The following is a 26,101-nucleotide window of genomic DNA, read 5'->3' as shown; positions in this document are numbered from 1 at the left end:
CAAATGAGTGGCAATTTCCTCGCTCTGGCACAGCCGGGCGTGCAACAACTTTCGCCTTACGTTCCGGGCAAGCCCGTGGACGAACTGGCGCGTGAGCTGGATCTCGATCCGGCCAGCATCGTCAAGCTGGCCAGCAACGAAAACCCGCTGGGCGCGAGCCCCAAGGCCCTGGCCGCCATCCGTGATGCCCTGGTCGAGCTGACCCGTTATCCGGACGGCAACGGTTTTGCGCTCAAGACCCTGCTGGCCGAACAGTGCCGCGTCGAGCTCAATCAGGTGACACTGGGCAACGGCTCCAACGACATCCTGGAGCTGGTCGCTCGTGCCTACCTGGCGCCGGGCCTGAATGCGGTGTTCAGCGAGCATGCGTTCGCGGTCTACCCGATCGTGACCCAGGCCGTCGGCGCCCAGGCCAAAGTGATCCCGGCCAAGGATTGGGGGCATGACCTGCCGGCCATGCTGGCGGCGATCGACGCCGATACCCGCGTCGTCTTCATCGCCAACCCGAACAACCCGACCGGGACCTGGTTCGATACCGAGGCGCTGGACGAATTCCTCCAGGACGTGCCGGAGCACGTGCTGGTGGTGCTGGACGAGGCCTACATCGAATACGCCGAAGGCAGCGACTTGCCGGACGGCCTGGACTTCCTGGCGGCCTACCCGAACCTGCTGGTGTCGCGCACCTTCTCCAAGGCCTACGGCCTGGCGGCATTGCGCGTCGGTTATGGCTTGTCTACCGCCGTGGTCGCCGATGTGCTGAACCGCGTGCGCCAGCCGTTCAACGTCAACAGCCTGGCCTTGGCCGCTGCGTGCGCTGCGCTGCAAGACGCCGAATACCTGGCTGAAAGTCGTCGCTTGAACGAGTCGGGCATGCAGCAACTGGAAGCGGGTTTCCGCGAGCTGGGGCTGAGCTGGATTCCATCCAAAGGCAACTTCATCTGCGTTGATCTGGGCCGCGAAGCGGCTCCGGTGTTCCAGGGCTTGCTGCGCGAAGGCGTGATCGTGCGTCCGGTGGCCAACTACGGCATGCCGAACCACTTGCGCGTCACCATCGGCCTGCCGACGGAGAACAGCCGCTTCCTCGAGGCGCTGACCAAGGTTATGGCCCGTGGTTGATGTGACTGTGCCGCAATCTGCTGAACCCTTGGTCGGTCGCCTGGTGGTGGTCGGCCTGGGGTTGATCGGCGGTTCGTTTGCCAAGGGTTTGCGCGAAAGTGGCGTGTGCCGCGAAGTGGTCGGGGTCGACCTCGACCCGCAGTCGCGCAAGCTGGCGGTCGAACTGGGTGTGGTGGATCGCTGTGAGGACGACCTGGCGGTCGCTTGCCAGGGGGCCGACGTAATCCAGCTGGCCGTGCCGATCCTTGCCATGGAAAAAATGCTTGGCCGATTGGCCGGCATGGATTTGGGGCAAGCGATCCTGACGGACGTCGGCAGCGCCAAGGGCAATGTCGTGCGTGCGGCGAGCGAAGCTTTTGGCGGCATGCCGGCGCGTTTCGTGCCGGGGCATCCGATCGCCGGTTCCGAGCAGAGCGGGGTGGAAGCCTCCAATGCCGAACTGTTCCGTCGCCACAAAGTGATCCTGACACCGCTGGAACAGACTGATCCGCAAGCCTTGGCCGTGGTTGACCGCTTGTGGCGCGAGCTGGGTGCTGATGTCGAGCACATGCAGGTCGAGCGGCACGACGAAGTGTTGGCCGCCACCAGTCATCTGCCGCATTTGCTGGCATTCGGCCTGGTCGACTCGCTGGCCAAGCGCAATGAAAATCTTGAGATCTTCCGTTACGCTGCGGGCGGTTTCCGCGATTTCACAAGAATCGCCGGGAGCGACCCGGTCATGTGGCATGACATCTTCCTCGCTAACCGCGAAGCTGTCCTGCGCACACTCGATACATTTCGCAGCGACCTCGACGCCTTGCGCGACGCGGTCGATGCAGGGGATGGGCACCAATTGTTGGGCGTTTTCACGCGCGCCCGGGTTGCCCGCGAGCATTTCAGTAAAATCCTGGCCCGTCGGGCCTATGTGGACGCTATGAATTCCAACGATCTGATTTTCCTGGCTCAACCTGGTGGCCGCCTGTCCGGTCGGATTCGCGTACCAGGCGACAAGTCGATTTCCCACCGTTCGATCATGCTGGGCTCCCTGGCCGAAGGCGTCACCGAAGTCGAAGGCTTCCTCGAGGGCGAAGACGCCCTGGCGACCCTGCAGGCATTCCGTGACATGGGCGTGGTCATCGAAGGCCCGCACCATGGTCGTGTGACCATTCACGGCGTCGGCCTGCATGGCCTCAAGCCAGCACCGGGCCCGATCTACCTGGGTAACTCCGGCACGTCGATGCGCCTGTTGTCCGGCCTGCTGGCCGCACAAGACTTCGACAGCACTCTGACCGGCGACGCTTCGCTGTCCAAGCGCCCGATGAATCGCGTGGCCAACCCGCTGCGTGAGATGGGCGCCGTGATCGAGACCGCCGCTGAAGGTCGTCCACCGATGACCATTCGCGGTGGCAACAAGCTCAAGGGCCTGACCTACACCATGCCGATGGCCAGTGCCCAGGTTAAATCCTGCCTGCTGCTGGCGGGGCTGTACGCCGAAGGCAAGACTACCGTTACCGAGCCTGCGCCAACCCGTGACCACACCGAGCGCATGCTGCGTGGCTTCGGCTACCCGGTGACCGTTGACGGTGCAACGGCTTCGGTCGAGTCCGGCGGCAAGCTGGCCGCGACCCACATCGAAGTGCCGGGCGACATCTCGTCGTCGGCGTTCTTCCTGGTGGCCGCTTCTATTGCTGAAGGTTCGGAGTTGGTGCTTGAGCATGTCGGCATCAACCCGACCCGCACCGGTGTCATCGACATCCTGCGCCTGATGGGCGCGGACATCACTCTGGAAAACCAGCGTGAAGTGGGTGGCGAGCCAGTAGCTGACCTGCGCGTGCGGGCAGCTAAACTCAAGGGTATCGAGATTCCCGAGGCGCTGGTTCCGCTGGCCATCGACGAATTCCCGGTGCTGTTCGTGGCTGCTGCTTGTGCTGAAGGGCGCACTGTATTGACCGGCGCCGAAGAGCTGCGAGTCAAGGAGTCGGACCGTATCCAGGTCATGGCCGATGGCTTGCTGGCATTGGGCGTAAAATGTGAGCCGACCCCGGATGGCATCATCATCGACGGCGGCCAGATCGGCGGCGGAGAAGTGCACGGTCACGGCGACCACCGGATTGCCATGGCCTTCAGTGTTGCCTCGCTGCGCGCCACTGCACCGATCCGCATCCATGACTGCGCCAACGTCGCCACCTCGTTCCCCAACTTCCTCGCGCTGTGCGCGCAGGTCGGTATCCGCGTTGCCCAAGAGGCTCAGTCGTGAAGAGCACTGCACCGGTCATCACCATCGATGGTCCAAGTGGTTCGGGCAAAGGCACGATCGCCGGGATCCTGGCCAATCGCCTGGGCTGGAACCTGCTCGATTCCGGTGCGCTGTACCGTCTGCTGGCCTTCGCTGCCCACAACCATGGCGTCGACCTGACCAATGAAGAGCTGCTGAAGAAACTTGCCGCTCATCTGGATGTGCAGTTCATCGCGGCGACCGAAGGTCAGCTGCAGCGCATCATCCTGGAAGGTGACGAAGTCAGCGATGTGATCCGTACCGAAAGCATCGGCTCGGGTGCGTCCCAGGTGGCTGCGTTGCCCGCGGTGCGCGAGGCGCTGCTGCAGCGCCAGCGCGCCTTCCAGGAAGCGCCGGGCCTGGTGGCCGACGGTCGCGACATGGGTACGGTGGTGTTTCCGGATGCGCCGCTGAAGATTTTCCTGACCGCCAGCGCCGAGGAGCGGGCACGTCGTCGATATTTGCAGTTGAAGGACAAAGTCGAGGATGTTAGTCTGTCGAGTCTGCTAGATGAGATACGTGCACGCGATGAGCGTGACACCCAGCGAGCGGTAGCCCCGCTCAAACCGGCGGCTGACGCCATACAGCTGGATTCCACGGAATTATCCATCGAGCAGGTGCTGGAACGCATCATGAGCGAGATCGCCATTCGCGATATCGCCGGGTGAACAAGAAGGCCGCAGGGGACCAGTCATAGTTCTGTGGTGCTTCTTCTAAATGAAACTAACCCACACCGTCTGGGGTGTGGAGATGGGCGTATTCTTCGCCCTCATCAACAGGAATTAAAATGAGCGAAAGCTTTGCGGAACTCTTTGAAGAAAGCCTAAAAACCCTGAACCTTCAGGCAGGCTCCATCATCACCGGTGTTATCGTTGATATCGATTACCAAGCTCGCTGGGTAACCGTTCACGCTGGCCTGAAGTCTGAAGCACTCATCCCGCTTGAGCAGTTCTACAACGACGCTGGCGACCTGACTATCAACGTCGGTGACGAAGTTCACGTTGCGCTGGACTCGGTTGAAGACGGCTTTGGCGAAACCAAGCTGTCCCGTGAAAAAGCCAAGCGCGCTGAATGCTGGATTGTTCTGGAAGCAGCCTTCGCAGCCGAAGAAGTGGTCAAGGGCGTTATCAACGGTAAGGTTAAAGGCGGCTTCACTGTCGACGTTAACGGCATCCGTGCGTTCCTGCCAGGTTCTCTGGTTGACGTCCGTCCAGTGCGCGACACCACGCACCTGGAAGGCAAAGAGCTGGAATTCAAGGTCATCAAGCTGGACCAGAAGCGCAACAACGTTGTCGTTTCCCGTCGCAGTGTCCTGGAAGCCGAGAACTCCGCCGAGCGCGAAGCTCTGCTGGAATCCCTGCAGGAAGGCCAACAAGTCAAAGGTATCGTCAAGAACCTCACCGATTACGGCGCATTCGTCGATCTGGGTGGCGTCGATGGCCTGCTGCACATTACCGACATGGCTTGGAAGCGTATCAAGCATCCTTCCGAAATCGTCAACGTTGGCGACGAGATCGATGTCAAGGTTCTGAAGTACGATCGCGAGCGCAATCGTGTTTCCCTGGGCCTGAAGCAACTGGGCGAAGATCCATGGGTTGCTATCAAAGCCCGTTACCCAGAAAGCACTCGCGTTACCGCTCGTGTTACCAACCTGACCGACTACGGCTGCTTCGCTGAGCTGGAAGAAGGCGTTGAAGGCCTGGTACACGTTTCCGAAATGGACTGGACCAACAAGAACATCCACCCTTCGAAAGTCGTACAAGTCGGCGACGAAGTGGAAGTTATGGTTCTGGACATCGACGAAGAGCGTCGTCGTATCTCCCTGGGCATCAAGCAGTGCAAATCTAACCCATGGGAAGATTTCTCTGGCCAGTTCAACAAGGGCGATAAAATCTCCGGCACCATCAAGTCGATCACCGATTTCGGTATCTTCATTGGTCTGGACGGCGGCATCGACGGCCTGGTTCACCTGTCCGACATTTCCTGGAACGAAGTTGGCGAAGAAGCTGTTCGTCGTTTCAAGAAGGGCGACGAGCTGGACACCGTTATCCTGTCGGTTGACCCAGAGCGCGAGCGCATCTCCCTGGGTATCAAGCAACTGGAAAGCGATCCGTTCTCCGAGTACGTTCAAGAGAACGACAAAGGCGCAATCGTTAAGGGCATCGTGAAAGAAGTTGACGCCAAAGGCGCCATCATCACCCTGGCCGACGATATCGAAGCGACTCTGAAAGCCTCCGAAATCAGCCGTGACCGCGTTGAAGACGCGCGCAACGTTCTGAAAGAAGGCGAAGAAGTAGAAGCCAAGATCATCAGCGTTGATCGCAAGAGCCGCGTAATCCAGCTCTCGATCAAGTCGAAAGACGTTGAAGACGAGAAAGAAGCTATCCAGAGCCTGCGCGACAAGCCAGTAGCTGGTGACGCTCCAGTAGCCACCACCCTGGGTGACCTGCTGCGTGCTGCACAAGCGGAAAAACAGAACTAAGTTCTGACTTTCTGTAAAAAAGGGCGACTTCGGTCGCCCTTTTTTGTGCCTGGAATTTGGCCGATCCGCCGTCGGCGCGATCTTCTGTGTGGCTAGTCACGAAACATTTCCTCGCCAAAACTGTCTCTTTCCTTAGCAGGATCAATCGCTTATTTGCAGCTAGTCTTAGTCTGGGGCAAGCGACGGTCGGGCAGTCTGCCTGACATAAGGATGCGAATGAAAAGGCTCGTTGTCGTGATGGCAATGCTGGCATTGGTGAGTTGTACAACTAATACAAGAACGCATGCGGTGCGTGGGGTCAGTGGTATCGAGGTCGATTGCTCGGGGCTGGGATCGGGGTGGGAGAGGTGCCAAAAGCGCGCGGGCAAAGAATGCAAAGGTGCAGGCTACAAAGTCGTAGCAAGGTCCGATGACGCCAAGGAAGAGCAAGAGTTTCTCTTAGGCCTCAATCCTGCGGGCTTTAGCACGCGGACGATGTTGGTTATCTGCAGGTGAGTGGGCGGGTTGGGGGTTGCGGTGTCTGAGCGAGAAAAAAACAGGGTTCGGGATGGGGCTGTTCAAATTTGTCAGGGCATGCTAAAACCTTTGAAGCGCTGATCTAGCTGCTTGAAAAAGAAGGGAAAATTATGACGAAGTCGGAGTTGATCGAACGAATTGTCACCCATCAAGGGCTGCTCTCATCAAAGGATGTGGAGCTGGCCATCAAGACCATGCTTGAGCAAATGTCCCAATGCCTGGCTACCGGCGATCGCATCGAGATCCGTGGGTTTGGCAGCTTCTCCTTGCACTACCGCGCGCCGCGCGTAGGTCGCAACCCAAAAACTGGCCAATCTGTCAGCCTCGACGGTAAATTCGTTCCGCATTTCAAGCCGGGTAAAGAGCTGCGCGATCGTGTGAACGAGGACGAGGAGGAGGGAGTTTGATGGCAGCTGCACTTCAAGGAGGCCCTGATGCATAACCTCAAGCGCGTATTGCTCGCGGTATTCGTTCTGTTGCTGATTTTGGCGATCCTGGCGTTCGTTCTCGAGAACCAGCAATCGGTCGCGCTGCTGTTCCTGGGATGGGCGGGGCCGCAACTCCCTGTTTCGGTGGTTTTGGTGATTGCGTTGTTGGTTGGCATGGTGATTGGTCCGGTTATCAGCTGGTTGCTGGCTCGCTCCTCCAGAGCCTCGCGCAAGCGCCTTGTTTGATTGCGGCACGGGCGTGATGCGCGTCAGTGCTTGTCATATCCGTTAGTCGAGCCAGTAGAGGCATAAAGGCTGCTTGCTTGTGGCTCGGCCGGTTCCACCGCCAGCGACTCTATTGTCAGCGCCGAAAAGCTGACTTGCGCCGCAAATCTCTATTCCCTGGCTGAGGTTGGCCAAAGACCTCGCTATGTTTTCGAGCGGGTTGACCGCATTCTGCAGCAGTACCAACCCGACGCCATCATGCATCTGGACGCCCCGTCTCATATAGATCGCTCGATCTCCGGGTCGGCTGAATTCATCCAAACCAATTTCTTTGGCGCATACACCTTGCTGGAAGCGGTCTGCGGCGATGGTGCGCGTAAGGTCGCAGTTGCGTTCATTTTCCTGGTGTTGGGTGATTCGCAGGGCAGCTGTCGATTCAAGCAGGTTGACTTGAAAAAACCGAATAGGGGGATTCCCTGCAAATAGTTACCGGAGGCGCCGAGTCGCTGCGGTTTGATGCTGGATGATGGTTGATGTTATTTTGATAGCTCGGAAGAAAGTATTTATTTGTTTTCAAATGATTTTTTTGTCTCCTGTCGGCGCATGAGTTATTAATTCCCAGTACTAGCTGTAGAATGGCCGGCAGAAGTATTCGCCCCTGGTTCGGTGCTGCATCTCGATCTCAACTGACTTGTTTTTTCTTGAAAAAGGCATAATTGCCGAACAGCCTCCACACGGGGGGCAGGAACGTTGGAAGCGCGAGTGCAGGCAAGGCTGGAAAGGTCTGGAACGACGTAGAGCTGTCAATCCTGCTAGTGACTATGATGCAGGAATGACTGGAAACATAACTGAGCCCCGCTTGCTGGTTGCATCTGCCAGAGGGGGGATTAAGGACTTAGAGCATGGAACTGATTCCCGTAATTTTGTCTGGTGGAGTAGGTAGCCGGTTGTGGCCTGTTTCTCGAGAAGCTCATCCAAAGCCGTTCATGGAGCTGCCGGATGGTCAGAATCTGATCCAGAAAACCTTCCTGCGCGCTTCAGGCCTGGAAGGTGTTGTGGAGATTCTTACGGTGACCAACCGTGAGCTCCTGTTCAAGACTGAAGACGAGTACGGTTCGGTCAATAAAGCCAAGCTTGCTCAGGGTTTCATTCTTGAGCCTTTCGGCCGTAACACAGCTGCTGCCGTCGCCGCTGCCGCGCTCCAGCTGGAAGCCACGCATGGCCCGGATGCGCAGATGCTGGTGCTGGCTGCCGACCATCTGATCCAGGACGAAAAAGCCTTTGCCGAAGCGGTGGTCAGCGCTACGAAGCTTGCCGCTGAAGGATGGCTGGTAACGTTCGGTATTCAACCGACTTATCCTGAAACCGGGTTTGGTTACGTCGAAGCGCAAAAAGATGCACCACTGAAGGGTGGTTTGAAGGTCGCGCGCTTCGTTGAAAAACCAGATCTCAACACTGCGCAAGGCTATGTCAGCGCAGGTAACTACTTCTGGAATTCCGGGATGTTCTGTTTCCGGGTGGGCACGGTGCTGGAAGAGTTGCGCCAGCATGCTCCGGATGTGGTTGAGGCAGTTGCCAGGACAATCGAACTTTCGCGTCTGACCTCATCTAACAAGTACCGTTGCCTGGCGCTTGATGCAGATGCATTCGCGGAAGTGCCGGACATTTCCATTGATTATGCATTGATGGAGCGTTCGTCCAAAGTGGCTACCGTGCCCTGCGATATCGGTTGGAGCGATATCGGCTCCTGGAACGCGGTCAGTGAATTGACCGAGTCTGACGAGAACGGCAACCGATTCGAAGGTGAAGTGCTGTCCCACGGTTCGCGTAACAACTATGTGAACAGTGAGGGTCGCCTGACTGCGCTGGTGGGCGTGCAAGACCTGCTGGTGATCGATACACCCGACGCGGTGATGATTGCCCACAAGGATCACGCCCAAGACGTAAAACATATCGTCAACCAGCTCAAGGCATCCAGCCACACCGTGCATTTGCTCCACCGCACTGTGCACCGTCCTTGGGGTACCTATACGACACTGGAAAACGGTGAGCGCTTCAAGATCAAGCGTATTGTGGTGAAGCCTGGTGCATCCCTGTCGCTGCAAATGCATCACCACCGCAGTGAGCACTGGATCGTGGTCAGCGGTACTGCTGTCGTCGTCAACGACCAGAAAGAGTTGATGCTGCATACCAATGAATCGACCTTCATTCGCGCAGGTCATAAACACCGCCTGAAAAACCCGGGTGTGATTGATCTGGTGCTGATCGAAGTGCAGAGCGGCGACTACCTCGGCGAAGACGACATCGTTCGTTTTGAAGACAACTACGGTCGCGTCGACAAGTAACAATACTGAACCCGAAGCGAGCCTCGCGCCTTACGAGGTCAGCACGCCAGCGGCATCAGGCCCTGGCGGTTCATTCTTGCCGTTGCCGCCTCAGGGCGGCAGCGGACTTTCAGTTAGTGAGTAGTATGTATTCTCCTATCGTGACGCAATGCTTCAAAGCCTATGACATCCGTGGTCAGGTTCCCGCTCAACTTAACGAAGACATCGCCTACCGCATAGGTCGCGCGCTCGTGGCTGAGTTGCAGGGGAAAACCTTCGTGGTGGGCCAGGACATGAGGCTCGAAAGCCCACCCTTGGCGGCAGCGCTGCTGCGCGGGATTACCGAGGCAGGTGCCGATGTGATCGACATCGGGCTGTGCGGCACCGAGGAAGTCTACTTCGCCACCAGTCACTACAAGGTCGACGGCGGCGTAATGATTACCGCCAGCCATAACCCCAAGGGTTATAACGGCATGAAGTTGGTCAAGGCCGAGTCCCGTCCAATCAGCGGCGATACCGGTCTCGACGCTATCCGTCAGCGTGTCGATCAAGGTGAGCTTGGCACCGTTGCGACAGAAAAAGGCGCGGTACGCCAAGCGTTCGACAAGACCGCCTACATCGACCATTTGCTCACCTACGTCGACATCAGCGCCTTGAAGCCCCTCAAGATCCTCGCAGACCCGGGCAATGGCGCTGCTGGCCCTGTGATGCAGGCATTGGCTGCACGACTGCCGCTGCAATTTGTGTTCATCAATGAAGTGCCCGATGGCCACTTTCCGAACGGCGTACCCAATCCATTGCTGCCCGAGAACCGCGAACTGACTCGTCAGGCGCTACTGTCCAACCAGTGCGACATGGGCCTGGCCTGGGACGGTGACTTCGATCGCTGCTTCTTCTTCGATGCCGATGGTCGGTTCATCGAGGGCTATTACCTCGTTGGTCTGCTGGCTGAGATGTTGCTTAAGCAACACCCAGGCAGCAAGATCATCCACGACCCGCGCCTGACCTGGAACACCATCGAACAGGTCGAACAGGCAGGCGGTATCGCCGTTCAGAGCAAAACCGGACATGCATTCATCAAAGAACGCATGCGCGAGGAAGACGCGGTGTATGGCGGGGAGATGAGCGCTCACCACTACTTCCGCGATTTTGCGTACTGCGACAGTGGGATGATTCCATGGTTGTTGGTTGCGGCATTGATGTCGACAACGGGTAAGACTCTTGCGCAGTTGGTAGATGAGCGTATCGAGTCGTACCCATGCACAGGCGAGATCAACTACCGGGTTGAGGATGTGGCTGCTACCTTGCAGAAAGTCTTGGCTCATTACCTGCCTGAGAATCCTGAACTCGATAGGACAGACGGCATCAGCATCTCGTTTGCGGATTGGCGTTTCAATTTGCGGGGTTCCAATACCGAGCCATTGTTACGACTCAACGTCGAGGCTAAGGGGAATCAGGAGCTGATGTGGGCTCGCTTGAAAGAAATCGAGTTGCTAATTAAAGAAGGTTGATGCCTCTGCGCTCTTCGGTGGTCGACGCGCGACCTGACGCACCTGTCAGGCGGTGACCCGCGAAAACTTGGCCATCAGGCGAACACTCCAGTGATTCGCCTCGCCCGATGTGGTGCATCGGGCGTTAGGGCGAGGCAGTCGATTATTTCGACGAGCCTGTCTACACCTGCTCCGATGGCATGCAGTGCATGCTGCTTTCGCTGTGGCCGCGGCACAATTCGTCTTGGGGATCTAATCGTGGGCGAATCGCTGTCGATCACTGACGGCTACTTTCAGCACAAGAGAAGTCATGGACTTCTACGGCGCCTTCGTTGCCAAAGAATTGAACGCAATGGTACAGGTGCGAGCTGCACACCGGCTCCATACAGACCCGATCCGGCAGCGGTGATGTTAGTATCGAGTACCTATCAGCTGGAGAAAACGTATCCTTGCTCATCGGCCAAGGGTTACACAGTGCCAGCCCGGAGTTGGTCGTTGGTTATCCGATCAAGGACAGGTTTGGGCAGCCAGTGCTTGGCAACAACACGCAGCACTTGGGCTCCAAAGCTGATGACCTCGAAGTGGATCAGGAAGCCGGGTGTGGGATCGTATTCTGTGGTCGTCGCAATACATGCAGCGGACAATCATTTATCACGTAATTACGAGTGGGTGGGTTCAATCCAAGTGTTTAACGTAGTCAATAGTTCGCAAAGCACGTTTGTCGGATTTTTCAGGATGCCTCCTGCCGTGGAGTGCAATTGATGGGTTATGGTTTTTCCAGAGCTTTTCAAGGGCAGAATCGCGGTTCCAGAGAACTGATCAGCCAGCGACTTGAAGCGTACCTTCCATTTCTTGCGCCATTGAAAGAGCTGTATCCAGACTACCCCATCCTGGACCTGCGGTGTGGACGCGGCGAGTGGCTTGAGCTGCTTGGCCGCGAAGGCTTTGCGCCTTCAGGGGTAGACCTCGACGACGGTATGCTTGAAGCATGTCGCATGCTGGAGCTGCCTGTGCGCAAGGATGACGCGCTCAGCGCTATGCAGAAGCTGCCTGATAACAGTCTTGTTGCCGTAACCGGCTTCCAAATCGCTGAGCAGGTTTCATTCCCGGTCTTGCAAAAACTGATCGCTGAAGCGCTGAGGGTTTTGCGTCCTGCCGGGGTTTTGATCCTTGAGAGCCCCAATGTCGAAGGCGTGGTGGTAGGTGACGAGCGTTTCTACATGGACCCCGCCCACCAGCGCCCGTTGCCGAGCCTGCTGCTGTCGTTTTTGACTGAGCACAGTGGTTTTGCCAAATCCAGGATCGTGCTTCTTCAGGAAGCACCCGCGCTACGGGATGAAAGCAGCAGGGATGGCATGTGGCAAGTGCTGTCGACTACCCGCCCTGACTGTGCCGTCGTGGCGCAAAAGCAAGCAGCACCCGAGTTGCTCTGCGTGTTCAATCCTGTATTTGACGCGGCCCAAGGCGCACCGCTCGATCAACTGGCAGTTCGCGACGACTGCGTTTTGGAAAGCCAACTTTCAAAAATAGAGGATGAGATGTCGACAGGCCGTGCGGATTACCTGAAAGCATTGGACAGCATCCAGCGTCTTCAAGTCGAACAGCTAATGCATATGCAGGAGCGTTACAAAAACAGCTTGGATGCAGCACTGGCCAAGACGGATGCATTGCAGGCTGAACTCAATAAAGCACTTGGCAATGCAAACAGCTGGGAACTGCGCGCCACTACGTACGAGCAGCAGCTGGAAACCGTGCGCAACAGCACATCCTGGCGCATCACCGCGCCATTCCGCCTAATGGTCCGCGCCATTCGCTGGCCATTTCGTTCCAGCAGGTCACCGCTGAGCCAAGTGTTGCTCCGCGGAGTTCCACATGCTCGGCTCTATCTGGCTCGCCGCCCTGTAATCCAGCGCCGGCTCATGGCGATCTTGAATCGCAGTCCATGGCTTGTGGCCAAGCTGCGAAGTTTGCATCAGCGCACTCTTAACGCCGCTGCGGCAGCGACTGCCCATAGTCTTCAGGACGGTGAGATTGATCACGCGCCACTGACTCAACGGGGTCGTACTATCGAGAGTGCCCTCAGGGAAGCCATGATTAAGGACCAGAAATAATGCGTATCGTAATTGACATGCAGGGCGCACAGACTGAAAACCAGTTCCGTGGTATTGGTCGCTACAGCTTGTCCCTGGCGCAAGCTATCGTGCGTAATCGTGGCGAAAATGAAGTTTACCTGGTGCTCAACGGTATGCTCAGCGAGAGCGTTGACCGAATCCGCACAGCTTTCATTGGGCTCCTGCCGCAAAGCCACATCCGCGTGTGGTACAGCCAAGGGCCAGTGTGTGAACACGATCCAGCTAACAGTGCCAGAAAGCAAATGGCGCAACGGATTCGACAAGCTTGTATCGATGACCTGAAGCCTGACGTTGTACATGTCACCAGCGCGATAGAAGGCTACGTGGACGATGCGGTCATCGGCAGTCCTCTACTGGACACTCATGCACTTGTCAGTGCCACAATCTATGACCTCATCCCGCTGGTCACCCCGAAGCAGTATCTGGACGGCAACCCCGGCTATAAAAAGCATTACCTGGAAAAAGTAGACGCTTTCAAGGATTACGGTTTGCTGCTTTCCATTTCCGATTTCGCCCGAGAAGAAGCCTTGTCGTTGCTGCCGCTGGACAGCGCGAACGTGGTCAACGTCTCCACCGCAGCGGACGATGTCTTCCGGCCGGTTGCCCTCAGCTCGGATGAACGTGACGCGCTCGATAAAAAATTCGGCCTGCGACAAAAGTTCGTGCTGTATTCCGGTGGCGCCGATGACCGCAAGAACCTGCCGCAACTAATCAAGGCCTTCGCCGTTGTAAAGGCGGAACTGGAAGATATTCAGTTGGTGTTTGCGGGAAAAATGCCCGAGCTCCACATCTACAACTTCCAGAAGCTTGCCCACGACCAAGGCCTGAGCCAAACCGACCTGGTGTTTACGGGCTACATTACCGACTCGGAGTTGGTCGCCCTGTACAATGTGTGCAGTTTGTATGTGTTCCCCTCATGGCATGAAGGTTTTGGCCTGCCACCGCTCGAGGCCATGAAGTGTGGCGCTCCAGTGATTGGTGCAAATAAGTCCAGCGTGCCAGAAGTGATTGGTTGGGAAGAAGCGACCTTCGACCCGTTTGATATCCAGGCCATTTGTGGAAAACTTCGTCAGGCGCTGACAGACGATACTTTCAGTGCTGCACTGGTAACACATGGTCTGCAGCGTGCAGAGCAGTTCTCCTGGGACCGTACCGGCATGGCAGCTGTAGCGGCGTTCGAGCAAGCTTTTGCAAATTTCGAACGGCCAGAGAAGTGCAGTGATACCTCTCGGTCATCAGGAGACGGTACGCAAGTGCTGATCGACGCACTGGCTGCTACCGGGCACCTGCACACAGGCGCTGTGGATATTCAGCGACTAGCCAAGATTATCGATTATTCGCTGCAAGGTCTGGCCGGCAAGCCAACTCTGTTCGTCGATATCTCAGAGTTGTGCAAGCATGATGGCAAGAGTGGCATTCAGCGAGTCGTGCGCAGCATTTTGGCGGAGTGGTTGAACAATCCTCCCGAAGGTTATGAAATCAAGCCGGTGTACACCAAATCGGGGGAGACTTTTTACCGCTACGCGTCGCATTTCGCCACAATGTTTCTGGGTAAGGACGCTAGCGAAGCAGGCCAGGACGAGCCCATCAGCTACCGGGCAGGGGACGTGTACCTGTGTCTGGATCTACTCATGGACGTGATTCCGTACAAACAAACCTACCTCGATACGATGCGCGCCCATGGGGTCAGCATTTTTTTCGTGGTCTACGATCTCCTGATTCTGCAACTTCCTCATTGTTTTGTTGAAAGTCTGCAAGCGCACTATATGAAATGGATTCATGCCGTGGCCCAGTACGACGGCGCGATATGTATATCCCATGCAGTCGCTGACGAACTAGGTAAGTGGCTGGACAAAAATGTGCCACCACGCAAGCGTCCATTTCGTATCGGTGCGTTCCATCTGGGCGCCGATATTGATCAATCAATGCCTTCCACCGGTTTTCCGGAGAACCCTGCGCTGCGGATCGAGTCGCTGGAGGCATCACCGAACTTTCTGATGGTGGGTACACTGGAGCCCCGTAAAGGGCACGCGCAGGCCCTTGATGCCTTTGAGCTGCTTTGGGCAGCTGGTATCCAGGCAAACCTGATCATTGTAGGCAAGCACGGCTGGCTGGTGGATGAGCTTGCGACCAGGCTTATTAATCATCCAGAATTGGGGCGGCGGCTGCTCTGGCTTGAAGGGGTAAGCGACGAATACCTGGAGCATCTCTATACCCACTGCGACTGCTTGGTGGCCGCCTCGTATGGCGAAGGCTTTGGCTTGCCATTAATCGAAGCGGCACAATACAAGCTGCCGATTATCGCGAGGGATCTGCCCGTATTCCATGAAGTGGCGGGTGAATTCGCATGGTACTTCAAAGGGGCAACTGCGCAGGATATTGCTGACCGCTTGGCCGAATGGCTGAAGTTGTATGAACTCAAGCAGCATCCGCAGTCTGGAGAAATGCCTTGGCTGACCTGGAAAGGCAGTGCGCAGCAGCTCATTGGCGAGATTGATAAGTGCGCGTTTTAACGCGCCAGCCATTACCTAGTATGAATTTCAGGACGTTTTGATTATGGATTTCAAGCTTGACTCAACGGGCAGGGCCGGCTTTGCAGTGGCTTTGGCGATTGGGTTGTTTTTTGTATGGCGATACTTTCCCACCGGTTTCGTCTTAGGGACCTCTTCTTATTGGTTGACCGAAGTTGATGACGTCACTCAGTATTTTGCAGGTTTCAATGCTTTTTTTAGCGCGCCGTTCAGTTATCCACTGCTGAGCTTCGATAGCATTAATTATCCACAAGGCACCCGGGTAACATTTGTAGACGCGATACCCCTGTACGCGCTATTACTGAAGCTCTTCGTACCTGCCAGTTTTGCTCCATTCAACCCGTTTGGATTCTGGGTAGCCCTGGCATTTGTCGGTCAGGCAATATGCGCGTGGTGGATACTCCGGGAACTGCAGATAAAGTCATGGCTTGCGTTGCTAGCCTTGACCGTGTGCTTGTTGACGTTCCCGGCGCTGACGACGCGGTTGGGCCATATTTCGCTGATGTCGCACTGGATCATACTATCCTCTTTGGCACTGTACATCCGGTGCAGAAGGACCAACGAACCACAGCGTTTTGCCTGGTCACTGCTGCTGGTGGTGGCGTTTTATATCAATATTTACTTATGTGTAATGGCAAGTGCCATCTATATTGTCAGTTGCCTGTGCAACCGTGCGAAATTTCAGCCAGCTGAACTGGGTCGGGCGTTAATTCCGTTCCTGATAATCGGCGCGAGCTTATTCCTGACCATACTGCCGATGGAGCGAGTTGCGGTAGGCAAGGAGGGGGGGTTTGGCATTTATTCGATGAATCTGCTATCGCCCTTTCATGGCGGAAATTACCTGAATTTTCCCGATCCGGAAATGCCGGGCCAGTATGAAGGATTCAATTACATCGGCCTCGGCGTACTCCTGGCATTTGCATTGAGCGTTGTACTCAACCGCAAGGCCGCTGTGGGGAGTTTTTCGCAGCACCGAGCATTGACATGGCTAATGTTTCTGTTTACTGCCTATGCGTTGTCCAATATCGTTTATTACGGCGTCCACCAAGTAGTAACCATTAACTATCCGTCCTTCATGGATCAAATCACTTCCCAGTTCCGAGCGTCTGGGCGTTTCTTCTGGCCGGTAGGATACTGCATCGTTATTTTTGCAATCGCGACTCTGTACAAAAAGCTTGGTCCGGTTTTATTTTCAGGGTGCATGGTTCTATTGGTGCTGCTGCAAGTGTCTGACCTGTCTAACCTACGCCATCGGCTTGTCGATACCGCCAAGCGTCCGCCTTCTCTTGTGTTGACGCAGTCTGCATGGGATCAACAAGTCACCAGCGAAATTAAGGAACTGTATTTCTTTCCGAAGTTCCGCTGCGGGCGTTCGGAGCTGATTCTCAATACCTTGATGCCCACGATGCGCTATGCCGCTGTGCATGGCATCAAGATCAATACTGGCTACGTAGCGCGGGCGAATTCCAATTGTAGCGTCGAGAGCACAAAGGCTGAAATTGCTGCATCAGCACCGGACCACTCCTTATATGTGTTTGTCAAAGGCGACTATCCGCAAGTGGAGCAGGTGAAGGCCTTGTTCCCTGACAAGTATCTGCCTACCTGTATAGAAGTCGACTTTGCCAATATCTGCCGTCTTAATCACCGGGTGCGTGAATTTCAATGATAACCTCAGAAAAACGCAAAATTTCCCTAGTGTCCCCTTTCTACAACGAAGAAAAGGGCGTGCAGGCATTCTTCAATAGAATCAATGAAGTGTTTGGTCCGCTGGCAGATCGGTACGATCTTGAAGTCATCGCGATTAACGATGGAAGCCGTGATCAGACCTACGAGGAGCTGATCAAGGCCAAGGTGAAAAACCACTACCTGACTATTGTCGACCTGTCGCGTAATTTTGGTAAGGAGGCTGCCATTTCTGCGGGGCTGGACTTCGCAACTGGCGACGCGGTGATTCCGATTGACTCCGATCTTCAGCATCCACCCGAAGTGGTCATTGAACTCATTGAAAAATGGGAGGAGGGCGCTGAGGTGGTACTGGCGAAGCGAGTCGACCGTGAAACCGACCGAGCCCTTCAAAAGCTGACTGCCAACTGCTTCTACAAGTTTCACAACCGTATTTCCGACATCGATATCCCGGCCGATGTCGGTGATTTTCGCCTGATGGATCGCAAAGTGGTCGAAGCGTTGAAGACTCTGCCGGAGACTCGCCGCTTCATGAAAGGCCTGTTCGCCTGGGTAGGTTTCCGAACCACCACGGTGGAGTACAAGGTGGCCCCTCGTGAGCACGGCACCACAAGCTTCAACACCTGGAAGTTGTGGAACTTCGCGCTCGAAGGTATTACCAGCTTCAGTTCTGTACCTCTTCGAGTGTGGACCTATCTGGGTGGCGCGATCTCAGCTTTGTCATTTGTTTACGCAGCCTATCTATTAATCAAGACATTGTTCTTTGGCGCTGACACTCCTGGCTACGCCTCAATCATGATTACTGTGCTGTTCGCCAGCGGTGCACAACTGATCGGGATCGGTGTTCTCGGTGAATATGTGGGCAGGATCTTTGCTGAGTCCAAAAATCGGCCGGTATATATCGTACGTGACGTGATCAAGTGAACAACGTGATCATTCCTGCGAAATACCATGAATTCATAATCTTCGGCTTGGTTGGCGTAGCGAACACAGCAGTGCATGCCAGTATCGTCATTGCATTGATGGAAATCTTCGCGCCACCAGCCTTTGTAGCTAACGGGGTGGCATTTGTATTTGCCAATCTGATGTCATACGCGCTCAACAGCCGGTTTACATTCAAGACCCCCGTAAGCTTCCTGGGCTACCGACGGTTCCTTGTGGTATCCCTGGTTTCTTTGGCACTCACGCTCTTGATCACTTCCATAGTTGAATACCTTGGTTGGCATTACGGTGTTGGCTTGGTAATGGTGATCCTTGTGGTGCCGGTATTGAATTACTTGGTCATGAAAATCTGGGCATTTGCCCCCACACGATGACGGTGGAGGCTTGCGCACTCAGTGAATTGGAGTTGAACGTGGCCGCCATTAAAGTCGATACAAGCCGATCAACTGGAAAGAATGGACAGTAGATTACTCAAAGGCTAACACTGCTTGTAGTGGATCGACGGCTTTGGATATCCGTCGAACCACTAAAGCTAATGCAGTTGATTAGTGCGGATGGATCTCGTTAAAAATAGCCAGTGGAGCAAGTGACTCATTGTTTTGCAACAGGTTGGTGTCGGCACCCCAGCCCTGAAGTATGCCAGCATAATACGATGCCGCCTTCAGGGTAGAACTGGTTCTAATGCAGGCGGTGCTCATGTCGACTAACTGGCGGGCGTAGTTTTCAGCCGTGAAGGTCGATTTTGCCCATTCCTGTGCTTGCTGGCCTTTTACATCTAAAAGGTCAGGGTTTGCATGGAGAGACAGTAGTGTTGCTTCAAGCTCTTCGATTTCTTTATCATGGTTTATTTTTAGAACGTATTGCTCGGGAAGCTCGCTGTAAAAACCTGTATTGGTGACAATCGTGGTTTTTCCGTAAAGCATTGCTTCGATTGCGGAGGCTGACGCCGCTTCCAAGCTAGGCCAGCGCAAGCAGCTAATAATGTCTGCATCAATTATGGCTAGTGCCAAGGTGGTTCCGTCAACCTCTCCCGAAATCTCGATGTCTACGCCATGGCTTTGCGCGAGATCAAGGATTTTAACTTTTACATCAGGCTGAATAGCCCCCACCAATCGATAAGACACTGCTTCTCTAAGCGTTGGGTTAGCGGCGATGGCCTTGATGCAGGATTCGACTCTCTTGTTGGGGTTAACATGACCGATGGTTAGCAGCTTGAGCTTGGTCGCTGGCACACGTTTTTGCTTTGTTCCAGCCAGTGAAAGGCCGGGGCAGTCATAAGCCAGTGGCACTACCCGCACAGGGCCTGGGCAGGAACTCAAAACTCTGTCACAGCCCCAATTGCTATGAGTCACCACTCCGGATGCCATCGAGCAAATCCACTCAGTCATGGGGGACTGATCTTTGGTGAGTTCGATGAATGCTTCATTACCACTAATGTTGAAAAAGCGCTCGGCAGCCTCATTCGAATAGTAAGTACTTAATACTTTTCGTGCCTGTTCAGTATGATTTTGGGCCCAGCCCCAAAACAGGTGCCCAAGGAAAAAATCATGCAGACAAATAATGCCACTAGAGCGCGCTAGCCACTCAATGTTGCCTTGATGGAATTCGTAGCTGTTTCCAACCTGATGAATGCATACATCGGCGTTTTCTATGCTGGCCTGGACCTCGGATGTGTCTATCCAGGAAGTAACATCGCAGCCGAAGTCATGCGTTTGGGTATTAAGAAGCCCGATTATTTCAGTGCGAACTACGACGACTTCATGTTTTTGGGACACAAGAGCATGCGTCACCAAACTTGTCATCCGGCCAATGGCTGAGGTTTGAATGGCTGGAGTGAAAATTAGAAACTTCATTTCAGAAGCGCCTCGATGGTTTCATTCCAATTGACGCCCAGACTATTCCACAGTGCGTGTGCAGCAGCCCCATATTCGACGGTTGTAGATTTACTGACGACCACAGCGCTCATGGCAGCAGCCAGGCCTTCAGCCGTGGGTTCCGCCACCCAGCCGGTAACACGGTCCTTGACCAATCCCAATATGCCGCCGCTGTCAGTAGTAGTGATCAGCGCCTTGGAGGCAGTAGCGGCCTCCATGGCCACATAACCCAGCGAATCTTCATCGAATGGTATATAGGCCACAGCCATCGCGCCGTTTACATAGTCGACATAGGTCGAGCGTGGCAAAAAGCGCAGATCCAAGCGAACTCTGTCCGTTACGCCCAGTGTCTGGGCCATCTCAATCAGTTGCTCAGCATCCGCTGGTGACTCCGGCGGTCCGGCAATAATCAACTTGACGCGCTTATCGGTCTTTGCCAAAGCCTGAAGGAGCAGGAACTGGCGCTTCATGCCATTGACTCTACCTCCAGCGAAAATATAGTCGCCGTGGGTGCCATTGATAAATGATTCTGGATCATTGACAGGTGGCAGCAATACCGTTGAGTCAAAGCCGTTATATTTCAAAAGGCGTTGTCGGGTTACTTCTGAGTTGGTGTAGATATGCCTGCTCTGGGAGAAGCATTCGTTATCTGCATTCAGAATAGCGGAGCGAATATCGTCTCCACTCTGGCCGGGCGGTAGATTTGTTTGACCTGCATCATACAGATCGTAGGCCTGGCGATACTGATGCAAAAGCCACAACGATTTTCTCGGATGTGGAATCAAGTAGGCTGGAAACTTAAGTGCGATTACATGATCTACATTCGTCAGTTCAAGTGCGCGTGCCATCAACATCTGGGAGGGTATTTTGTTCGAAGGTTCCCATTGAAACGGAATGCGCAAGATTTCGGACTCGTGTCCTGCAAGAGTCAGATGCTTTTGCACATTGACGGCGAGCTCCTCAGCACCACCCCATATGAAAGGTGCCATGTTGTTGACAACCAAAACTTTCATGCTAGAAGTCGCTCTAGAACGTGTTTCCAGGAAATATTCAAGTCAGCCAAGCGTTGTTTGGCATTGACGCCCATGGCTTCAGTGTTCGCCCGATTCAGGTAAAGCCTGTCCATTGCCTGTGCGAGAGATTCTGGCGTTGGATCGGCAATTAGACCATTGAAACCATCTTGCACCAGCTCCAGAACTCCGCCTGAATCCGTCGTGGTCAAAATCGCTTTAGAGGAATGGCTGGCTTCCAGGCTCGGATAGCCGTAAGAGTCTTCGTCTAACGGTAAATAGGCCACCGCGAGACATTTTGCAAACTGTTCTACTTTTTCTTCCTCGGTAATCCAGCGGTTTTCCAGCATAATCCGGTCAGAAAGGTCAGCCGCCTTGATCTTTTCTTCAATCGAGTTGGGGTATTCAGCTCCGCCACTGGAGCCTATAAGCCTCAATCGTACCGGCGTCTTGGTATGCGCCATGGCCTCTACCAGCAGGTGTTGGCGTTTATGGTGTTCCAGTCGGCAGATATACACAATTTCATCGCTTTGCCCTGAGCAATGAAAACGTTCAGGTAGAAAAACCGGAGGGTACAAAACCTCGCTGTCCAATCCGTTGTAACGCTTAAGTCTTGCCGACACGACTTGCGAGTTGGTAAATACGGCTCTTGCTTCACGCAGTGCTTGATCATCAACGGAATACAGTGCGTTGCGAAAGCCGCGGAACTTTTCGTCGTCGGGGTAGGGGCGATACTCGGAGTCCCATAGGTCATAAAAAATGCGCACGTGATGAATAAACCACAAAATTTTATGTGGGTGCGGAATCAAGTGAGCTTGCGGTCGGAAGCAGATTATCCGGTCAGCGGACTCAAGATCCACCCAGCGGAATGCCATCATCTGTTGAAATAAAGTGTCAGGATTATCAACCTCAGGAAGATAGACTATTTCAACATGATGGCCTGCTTCACGTAGGGTAGTTGCAAGCCATTCCACGATGTTTCGACTTCCGCCGCGCACAAATGGCACCATTGAAGAACACAGCGCGATCTTCATTTTTACAATAGGACCTTTTTCAAGGTGTCCGCGATACGAAGGATATCTTCCTGAGTCAAATCCTGGTGCGTTGGCAAGTTAATGCCACGACCAGACCAAAGGTCTGCAATAGGGTAGATACCGTCTTCTTTGTAAGGTGGTAATACATGCATTGGATAGAAGACTGGCCGCGTTTCGATGCCCATGTCGTCCAGCATCTTCATCACGGCATCACGCTTGTTCTCGTCGCCGTCGCGCAAGAAGATGTTATACATCCAGAATACTTGCTTTGCCCAACTCGCTTGAGTGGGAAGTAAGATCTTGTCTTGCAATTCTTGAAGTGCGTCGTTGTACCACGCTGCGAGGTGGTTGCGCTCAGAAAGGGCGGTATCGATGTTTTCCATTTGCGCCAAGCCAATAGCAGCTTGAATATTAGTCATCCGATAGTTGTAACCGACAACAGGGAACCAATAACGGCGTTGCGGGTCCATTCCTTGCCCGCGCAACAGTCGAAGCTTGGCGGCCAGTTCATCGTCATTAGTCGTGACCATTCCACCCTCACCAGTGGTGATGATCTTGTTACCAAAGAAGCTAAAGGTGGCACAAGTGCCCAAGGTGCCGACTTTCTTGCCTTTTACTTCGGCGCCGTGTGCTTCTGCGGCATCCTCGACAACCCAGAGACCGTGCTTGCGAGCGATTTCGTTAACCAGGTCCATTTGAGCGGGGTGACCATACAAATGAACAGGAATAATACCCTTTGTTTTCGTTGTAATTTTGCTTTCGATTTCCAGCGGATCGATATTCATGGTCTCGGCGCAGACGTCGACCAGAACAGGGGTAGCGCCGCAGTAACGTACAGCGTTAGCCGTGGCGATATAGGTAACGGTCGGAATGATGACTTCGTCACCCGGCTGCAAGTTCAGAGCCACCAGTGCGAGATGTAGTGCAGTCGTACCATTATTTGTGGCTATCGCATGTTTGACGTCGCAGAATTTGGCGAAGCTGTCTTCAAACGCACCGATGTACTTGCCGTTCGACGAGATCCAGTTGGTATCAAGGCAATCGAGTACATACTTTCGTTCGTTTCCAGCCAGTTTCGGTTGTGCGACAGAAATACGTTTCATACTTAATCCTTCAAATAATATTTATAGCTTTGGCTGGAACGCCAACGACTGTGGTTTTCGAGTCGACATTCGATATTACCACGCTCCCTGCACCAATCATCACGCACTCGCCCACACAGATGCTCGGAATGATTTTGGTGCCGATGCCCACAAATGACTCTTTACCGATATGTACGTTGCCGGCAAGGGCTGATTGTGGGGCGATGTGAGCAGCGCGACCGATTTGGCAGTCGTGATCAACCGTCGCCCCGGTATTGATGATGCACAAGTCATCAATTGTGGCTTCCGCGTTTACTACCGCGCCCGCCATTATCGCTACACCTTTGCCAATCTTTGCCGAGGGTGAAATTACAGCACTCGGACTGAATGCGTTCACGAGCTCGTAACCGAGGTCGGTAGCAGTTTTGGCTAAACGATTTCTCAGCGCATTCGAGCCAATGGCTACGAAAACTTTCGAGTAGCCTTCTCTTCGTAGCGTTGTGAGGTGCTCGTCGGATTTAAGGACAGGAACCCCCAGGCATGTGTCTGAGCTGTCAGCGGAACCGATACAGAAAGCAACTAAGTCACCTTGAGCCTTGAGCAACTCAATGCAAACTTTTGCATGGCCGCCTGCACCTATAATGACAATCTCACTCTTCATGCTGTATTTCCAATGTTTAGATTGTTTGGGTCTTAGAAAAGAACAAGTTTACGGCTCCCGCAATTTTCAGTTCTTCAACGCTGTGGGTTTCAAGCTCTCCCGAGTTAGCGTTGATGACTTGATAGTCGAAACCCAGGTTGCTGAATTTTTCGAGCCAGTCTTCAATGGTATGACCTGTCCGCTCCAAGTGAGAAAGGCCCAGCTCGACGATAAGTTTGATCTGCGGATTATCTTTCAGCAACCGCTTGGCGCCCTCAATAACCTCCAGCTCTGCACCTTCTGCATCAATTTTCAGGAGGTGAGCCACCTGATTTGGCTTTATTATTTCGTCCAGGGAAATCAGTTCGACCTGAACGGGTGGTTTGGCAAGCGCCGCAGGCGTATCGAGTTTAAAAAGAGAGTGGTGGCCGCTTGTCGCGCCCAGATTGAGCAGTTGCGAGCCTGACTTGTTTGATACGGCCATCTGGTGGGTTTCAGTAATGCCTGAAAAGCCATTAATCCACATGGTTTTATCTATCAGGGCTTTCGTCGGGCCGAAGGGTTCGAAGCCAATTATTTTGCCGGAACCATTCATGGCTTGAGCGGCTGCTAGCATGTGCATTCCAATGTTAGCGCCAACGTCGATGTAGGTGTCGCCAGGTTTTAATGTTTTACGGATGAGCTGGCGGGTTCCTGGCTCCAGTTCTCCAGCTTCGAGAAGCGTTGCGATCAATGCGTGATCGTCAGCCGAGCAAAGTACGAAGCCGATTTCACTCCGTATCATTATTTCGTCAGACCCACAGTTCACAGCTACGCGTCGAGCGGACGCGTAGGTGTATTCTTCAATTCTATTAATTTGCTGTACCAGTTCTGCGGGTACAAGTTGCTGAGGATGTTCTGCGGCTAATCGTTGGCTCGCAGCAACAGAGGCAACATGCTGCTCCAGTTCTTCGATTTTCAGAATGAGCTGATCCATGGCTGCTGAGTTTTCCAGCACTTCAATTTTCTGAATGAGTCCGTCCATTGCTGTTTTGTGTTCCAGTGCTCCAATTTTGAGCAGGAGCGCATCCATGGCCGTCTGATGCTCCAGTGCTTCGATTTTGAGTTGAAGTCCAGCTACGGCTGAGGGGTTTTCCAAGGCTTTGATTTTTAGCAGGAGTTCATCCATGGCTGATTGATGCTTTATTGCTTCAATCTTGAGTAGAAATTCATCCATGGCTGCTTGTTGTTGGCGAGCAATACCCAAGGATTGGGTGCTAAAACCAGCGATGAAGTACTCTCGGGCACGAAAGGCGATCGGCTTGATGAGCGGCTTCAGGATTCTATATGTATGCTTTGCAATCAGTCGCAGCACGCGCTTGATTTTTGCCTTGAAGCTGTCACGGTAAAAGGAAGATTGCTCAGCCGGGGGTTGAAAGTTTTCTGCCGGCTGAGGCTCTACGGATGCATCCTTCCGTAGGGCCTGTTCAGGCGTATCCAGCAACTGGGGTTCTTCCGGCAAACCGCTGCAGTTACTTTGCATCCGCTTAGATGTCGAGGAAAATGCAGTGCCGACATCTAGGCCTTCGCGTTTTATCGTCTTCATTGGCGCTTAAGCTCCAAAATAGGCAGCAGTGACCGTTTCCGGGTCGCCATCCATTTTTATCTTGCCGTGCTCCAGCCATAGTACTCGATTGCAGGTGTGCATAACCAATTCCCGGGAGTGGCTGGCTATGACCAGTATATTGGTTGACTTGACAAGCTCTCTCATTCGCGCTTCAGCTTTTTGCTTGAAGCCTTCATCGCCTACGGACAGCCATTCATCCATCAACAGAATTTCTGGTCTGACTGTGGTTGATACGGCAAAGGCTAGGCGCAAATGCATACCGGTTGAGTAAGTACGCAGCGGCATGTCCACGAAATCACCCAGTTCCGAAAATTCGATGATCTCATCAAGTTTTTCTTTCACTTGGGTTTTTGTCATTCCCAGTAGGCCGCCGCGAAGAAAAATATTTTCTCTGCCGGTCGCTTCGGGATCAGTGCCTAGGGAAATGTCGATGAGCGAGCCGATCTCGCCGTTGATCCGGGCCGTGCCCGAAGAGGGCTCATATACGCTACTCAGCAAGCGCAGCAGGGTGCTTTTTCCGGCTCCGTTATGCCCGAGCAGCCCGACCCGGTCACCCTTGTTGAGCGTGAAAGTGAGGTCTTCCAGTGCTCGGACAACTACACGCCCTTGCTGATCGGAGCCCAATTGTCCGCCCGTCGCAACCTGAATCAGACGCTTTTTCAGGGAGCGGCTGTTGGCGTTGTAAATCGGGAAATCCACGCAAACATTTTTGAATTCAATTGAGGACATTAA

Annotated in this window: 22 protein-coding genes; 15 read left to right on the top strand and 7 right to left on the bottom strand. The window is 54.1% G+C overall.

The genetic code is table 11. The annotated features are described in order from the left end of the window. Positions 1–3 precede the first annotated feature (3 nt). The 15 genes from hisC to PMI35_RS03915 all read left to right on the top strand — a co-directional run bounded on the left by hisC (position 4) and on the right by PMI35_RS03915 (position 18,497). Positions 4–1,116: a histidinol-phosphate transaminase gene (gene hisC / locus PMI35_RS03855; RefSeq protein ID WP_008065219.1), complete on the top strand. Its 1,113-nt coding sequence runs from the start codon at positions 4–6 to the stop codon at positions 1,114–1,116. Positions 1,117–1,144: 28 nt separating this feature from the next. Next, positions 1,145–3,352: a bifunctional prephenate dehydrogenase/3-phosphoshikimate 1-carboxyvinyltransferase gene (locus PMI35_RS03860; protein WP_032832079.1), complete on the top strand. Its 2,208-nt coding sequence runs from the start codon at positions 1,145–1,147 to the stop codon at positions 3,350–3,352. Continuing rightward, a complete protein-coding gene (cmk, locus tag PMI35_RS03865; protein ID WP_008065217.1) occupies positions 3,349–4,038 on the top strand; it encodes a (d)CMP kinase in 690 nt (229 codons plus the stop codon). Before PMI35_RS03860 ends, cmk begins: the two co-directional genes overlap by 4 nt. 119 nt (positions 4,039–4,157) lie before the next feature. Further along, complete coding sequence (gene rpsA / locus PMI35_RS03870) at positions 4,158–5,852, top strand: 30S ribosomal protein S1 (RefSeq protein WP_008065216.1); 1,695 nt, start codon at positions 4,158–4,160, stop codon at positions 5,850–5,852. 216 nt (positions 5,853–6,068) lie between these two features. Further along, positions 6,069–6,347: a hypothetical protein gene (locus tag PMI35_RS35550; RefSeq protein ID WP_032832066.1), complete on the top strand. Its 279-nt coding sequence runs from the start codon at positions 6,069–6,071 to the stop codon at positions 6,345–6,347. Positions 6,348–6,478: 131 nt separating this feature from the next. Continuing rightward, complete coding sequence (ihfB, locus tag PMI35_RS03875) at positions 6,479–6,775, top strand: integration host factor subunit beta (RefSeq protein WP_003218804.1); 297 nt, start codon at positions 6,479–6,481, stop codon at positions 6,773–6,775. A 27-nt stretch (positions 6,776–6,802) separates the two neighbouring features. Beyond that, complete coding sequence (locus PMI35_RS03880) at positions 6,803–7,042, top strand: LapA family protein (protein WP_008065215.1); 240 nt, start codon at positions 6,803–6,805, stop codon at positions 7,040–7,042. A 69-nt stretch (positions 7,043–7,111) separates the two neighbouring features. Then, entirely contained in the window at positions 7,112–7,507 is a 396-nt protein-coding gene (locus PMI35_RS35680; protein ID WP_081504866.1) for a GDP-mannose 4,6-dehydratase, read from the top strand. Between the two features lie 416 nt (positions 7,508–7,923). Continuing rightward, positions 7,924–9,366, top strand: a complete 1,443-nt coding sequence (locus PMI35_RS03885) for a mannose-1-phosphate guanylyltransferase/mannose-6-phosphate isomerase (protein WP_008065211.1) — start codon at positions 7,924–7,926, stop codon at positions 9,364–9,366. Between the two features lie 125 nt (positions 9,367–9,491). Further along, positions 9,492–10,856: a phosphomannomutase/phosphoglucomutase gene (locus tag PMI35_RS03890; protein WP_008065209.1), complete on the top strand. Its 1,365-nt coding sequence runs from the start codon at positions 9,492–9,494 to the stop codon at positions 10,854–10,856. Between the two features lie 740 nt (positions 10,857–11,596). Continuing rightward, positions 11,597–12,946 carry a class I SAM-dependent methyltransferase gene (locus PMI35_RS03895; RefSeq protein WP_008065207.1) on the top strand — a complete coding sequence of 450 codons (1,350 nt, stop codon included), beginning with the start codon at positions 11,597–11,599 and terminating at the stop codon, positions 12,944–12,946. After that, on the top strand, positions 12,946–15,480 hold the full coding sequence (locus PMI35_RS03900) for a glycosyltransferase family 4 protein (RefSeq protein ID WP_008065204.1): 2,535 nt from the start codon (positions 12,946–12,948) through the stop codon (positions 15,478–15,480). The genes PMI35_RS03895 and PMI35_RS03900 overlap by 1 nt, the downstream gene beginning before the upstream one ends. 43 nt (positions 15,481–15,523) lie before the next feature. Beyond that, entirely contained in the window at positions 15,524–17,164 is a 1,641-nt protein-coding gene (locus PMI35_RS03905) for a DUF6311 domain-containing protein (protein WP_008065202.1), read from the top strand. Further along, a complete protein-coding gene (locus PMI35_RS03910) occupies positions 17,161–18,105 on the top strand; it encodes a glycosyltransferase family 2 protein (RefSeq protein ID WP_008065201.1) in 945 nt (314 codons plus the stop codon). The genes PMI35_RS03905 and PMI35_RS03910 overlap by 4 nt, the downstream gene beginning before the upstream one ends. Next, positions 18,102–18,497: a GtrA family protein gene (locus tag PMI35_RS03915; protein ID WP_008065199.1), complete on the top strand. Its 396-nt coding sequence runs from the start codon at positions 18,102–18,104 to the stop codon at positions 18,495–18,497. Before PMI35_RS03910 ends, PMI35_RS03915 begins: the two co-directional genes overlap by 4 nt. Before the next feature lie 171 nt (positions 18,498–18,668). Here PMI35_RS03915 and PMI35_RS03920 read toward each other — a convergent pair whose 3' ends face one another. Genes PMI35_RS03920 through PMI35_RS03950 form a run of 7 tightly spaced genes read right to left on the bottom strand, consistent with a single transcriptional unit; the run spans position 18,669 to position 26,098 of the window. Beyond that, positions 18,669–19,976, bottom strand: coding sequence for a glycosyltransferase (locus PMI35_RS03920; RefSeq protein ID WP_008065197.1), 1,308 nt, complete (start codon positions 19,974–19,976; stop codon positions 18,669–18,671). Then, positions 19,973–21,010: a glycosyltransferase family 4 protein gene (locus PMI35_RS03925; protein WP_008065195.1), complete on the bottom strand. Its 1,038-nt coding sequence runs from the start codon at positions 21,008–21,010 to the stop codon at positions 19,973–19,975. Before PMI35_RS03925 ends, PMI35_RS03920 begins: the two co-directional genes overlap by 4 nt. Further along, complete coding sequence (locus PMI35_RS03930; protein ID WP_032832062.1) at positions 21,007–22,041, bottom strand: glycosyltransferase family 4 protein; 1,035 nt, start codon at positions 22,039–22,041, stop codon at positions 21,007–21,009. Before PMI35_RS03930 ends, PMI35_RS03925 begins: the two co-directional genes overlap by 4 nt. A gap of 2 nt (positions 22,042–22,043) precedes the next feature. After that, positions 22,044–23,144 carry a DegT/DnrJ/EryC1/StrS family aminotransferase gene (locus tag PMI35_RS03935; protein ID WP_008065191.1) on the bottom strand — a complete coding sequence of 367 codons (1,101 nt, stop codon included), beginning with the start codon at positions 23,142–23,144 and terminating at the stop codon, positions 22,044–22,046. Positions 23,145–23,154: 10 nt separating this feature from the next. After that, positions 23,155–23,784, bottom strand: a complete 630-nt coding sequence (locus PMI35_RS03940; RefSeq protein ID WP_008065184.1) for an acetyltransferase — start codon at positions 23,782–23,784, stop codon at positions 23,155–23,157. 16 nt (positions 23,785–23,800) lie between these two features. Then, complete coding sequence (locus PMI35_RS03945) at positions 23,801–25,348, bottom strand: FkbM family methyltransferase (protein WP_008065183.1); 1,548 nt, start codon at positions 25,346–25,348, stop codon at positions 23,801–23,803. A 6-nt stretch (positions 25,349–25,354) separates the two neighbouring features. After that, positions 25,355–26,098: an ABC transporter ATP-binding protein gene (locus PMI35_RS03950; protein ID WP_008065182.1), complete on the bottom strand. Its 744-nt coding sequence runs from the start codon at positions 26,096–26,098 to the stop codon at positions 25,355–25,357. Between the last annotated feature and the right edge of the window lie 3 nt (positions 26,099–26,101).

Origin of the sequence: Pseudomonas sp. GM78, assembly GCF_000282475.1 — a bacterium.
Lineage (GTDB): Bacteria > Pseudomonadota > Gammaproteobacteria > Pseudomonadales > Pseudomonadaceae > Aquipseudomonas.
The sequence above is the reverse complement of the archived record's forward strand: the minus strand, read 5'-3'. Positions and strand labels throughout refer to the sequence as shown.

Excerpts from the sequence above, each read along its gene's own strand:
- PMI35_RS03890 (WP_008065209.1), top strand. The coding sequence starts at position 9,492 with ATGTATTCTCCTATCGTGACGCAATGCTTCAAAGCCTATGACATCCGT.
- PMI35_RS03900 (WP_008065204.1), top strand. The coding sequence starts at position 12,946 with ATGCGTATCGTAATTGACATGCAGGGCGCACAGACTGAAAACCAGTTC.
- PMI35_RS03910 (WP_008065201.1), top strand. The coding sequence starts at position 17,161 with ATGATAACCTCAGAAAAACGCAAAATTTCCCTAGTGTCCCCTTTCTAC.
- PMI35_RS03950 (WP_008065182.1), bottom strand. The coding sequence starts at position 26,098 with ATGTCCTCAATTGAATTCAAAAATGTTTGCGTGGATTTCCCGATTTAC.
- hisC (WP_008065219.1), top strand. The coding sequence starts at position 4 with ATGAGTGGCAATTTCCTCGCTCTGGCACAGCCGGGCGTGCAACAACTT.
- PMI35_RS35550 (WP_032832066.1), top strand. The coding sequence starts at position 6,069 with ATGAAAAGGCTCGTTGTCGTGATGGCAATGCTGGCATTGGTGAGTTGT.
- PMI35_RS03895 (WP_008065207.1), top strand. The coding sequence starts at position 11,597 with ATGGGTTATGGTTTTTCCAGAGCTTTTCAAGGGCAGAATCGCGGTTCC.
- PMI35_RS03940 (WP_008065184.1), bottom strand. The coding sequence starts at position 23,784 with ATGAAGAGTGAGATTGTCATTATAGGTGCAGGCGGCCATGCAAAAGTT.
- PMI35_RS03935 (WP_008065191.1), bottom strand. The coding sequence starts at position 23,144 with ATGAAACGTATTTCTGTCGCACAACCGAAACTGGCTGGAAACGAACGA.
- rpsA (WP_008065216.1), top strand. The coding sequence starts at position 4,158 with ATGAGCGAAAGCTTTGCGGAACTCTTTGAAGAAAGCCTAAAAACCCTG.
- PMI35_RS03930 (WP_032832062.1), bottom strand. The coding sequence starts at position 22,041 with ATGAAGATCGCGCTGTGTTCTTCAATGGTGCCATTTGTGCGCGGCGGA.
- PMI35_RS03905 (WP_008065202.1), top strand. The coding sequence starts at position 15,524 with ATGGATTTCAAGCTTGACTCAACGGGCAGGGCCGGCTTTGCAGTGGCT.
- ihfB (WP_003218804.1), top strand. The coding sequence starts at position 6,479 with ATGACGAAGTCGGAGTTGATCGAACGAATTGTCACCCATCAAGGGCTG.
- PMI35_RS03880 (WP_008065215.1), top strand. The coding sequence starts at position 6,803 with ATGCATAACCTCAAGCGCGTATTGCTCGCGGTATTCGTTCTGTTGCTG.
- PMI35_RS03945 (WP_008065183.1), bottom strand. The coding sequence starts at position 25,348 with ATGAAGACGATAAAACGCGAAGGCCTAGATGTCGGCACTGCATTTTCC.
- PMI35_RS03925 (WP_008065195.1), bottom strand. The coding sequence starts at position 21,010 with ATGAAAGTTTTGGTTGTCAACAACATGGCACCTTTCATATGGGGTGGT.
- PMI35_RS03920 (WP_008065197.1), bottom strand. The coding sequence starts at position 19,976 with ATGAAGTTTCTAATTTTCACTCCAGCCATTCAAACCTCAGCCATTGGC.
- PMI35_RS03885 (WP_008065211.1), top strand. The coding sequence starts at position 7,924 with ATGGAACTGATTCCCGTAATTTTGTCTGGTGGAGTAGGTAGCCGGTTG.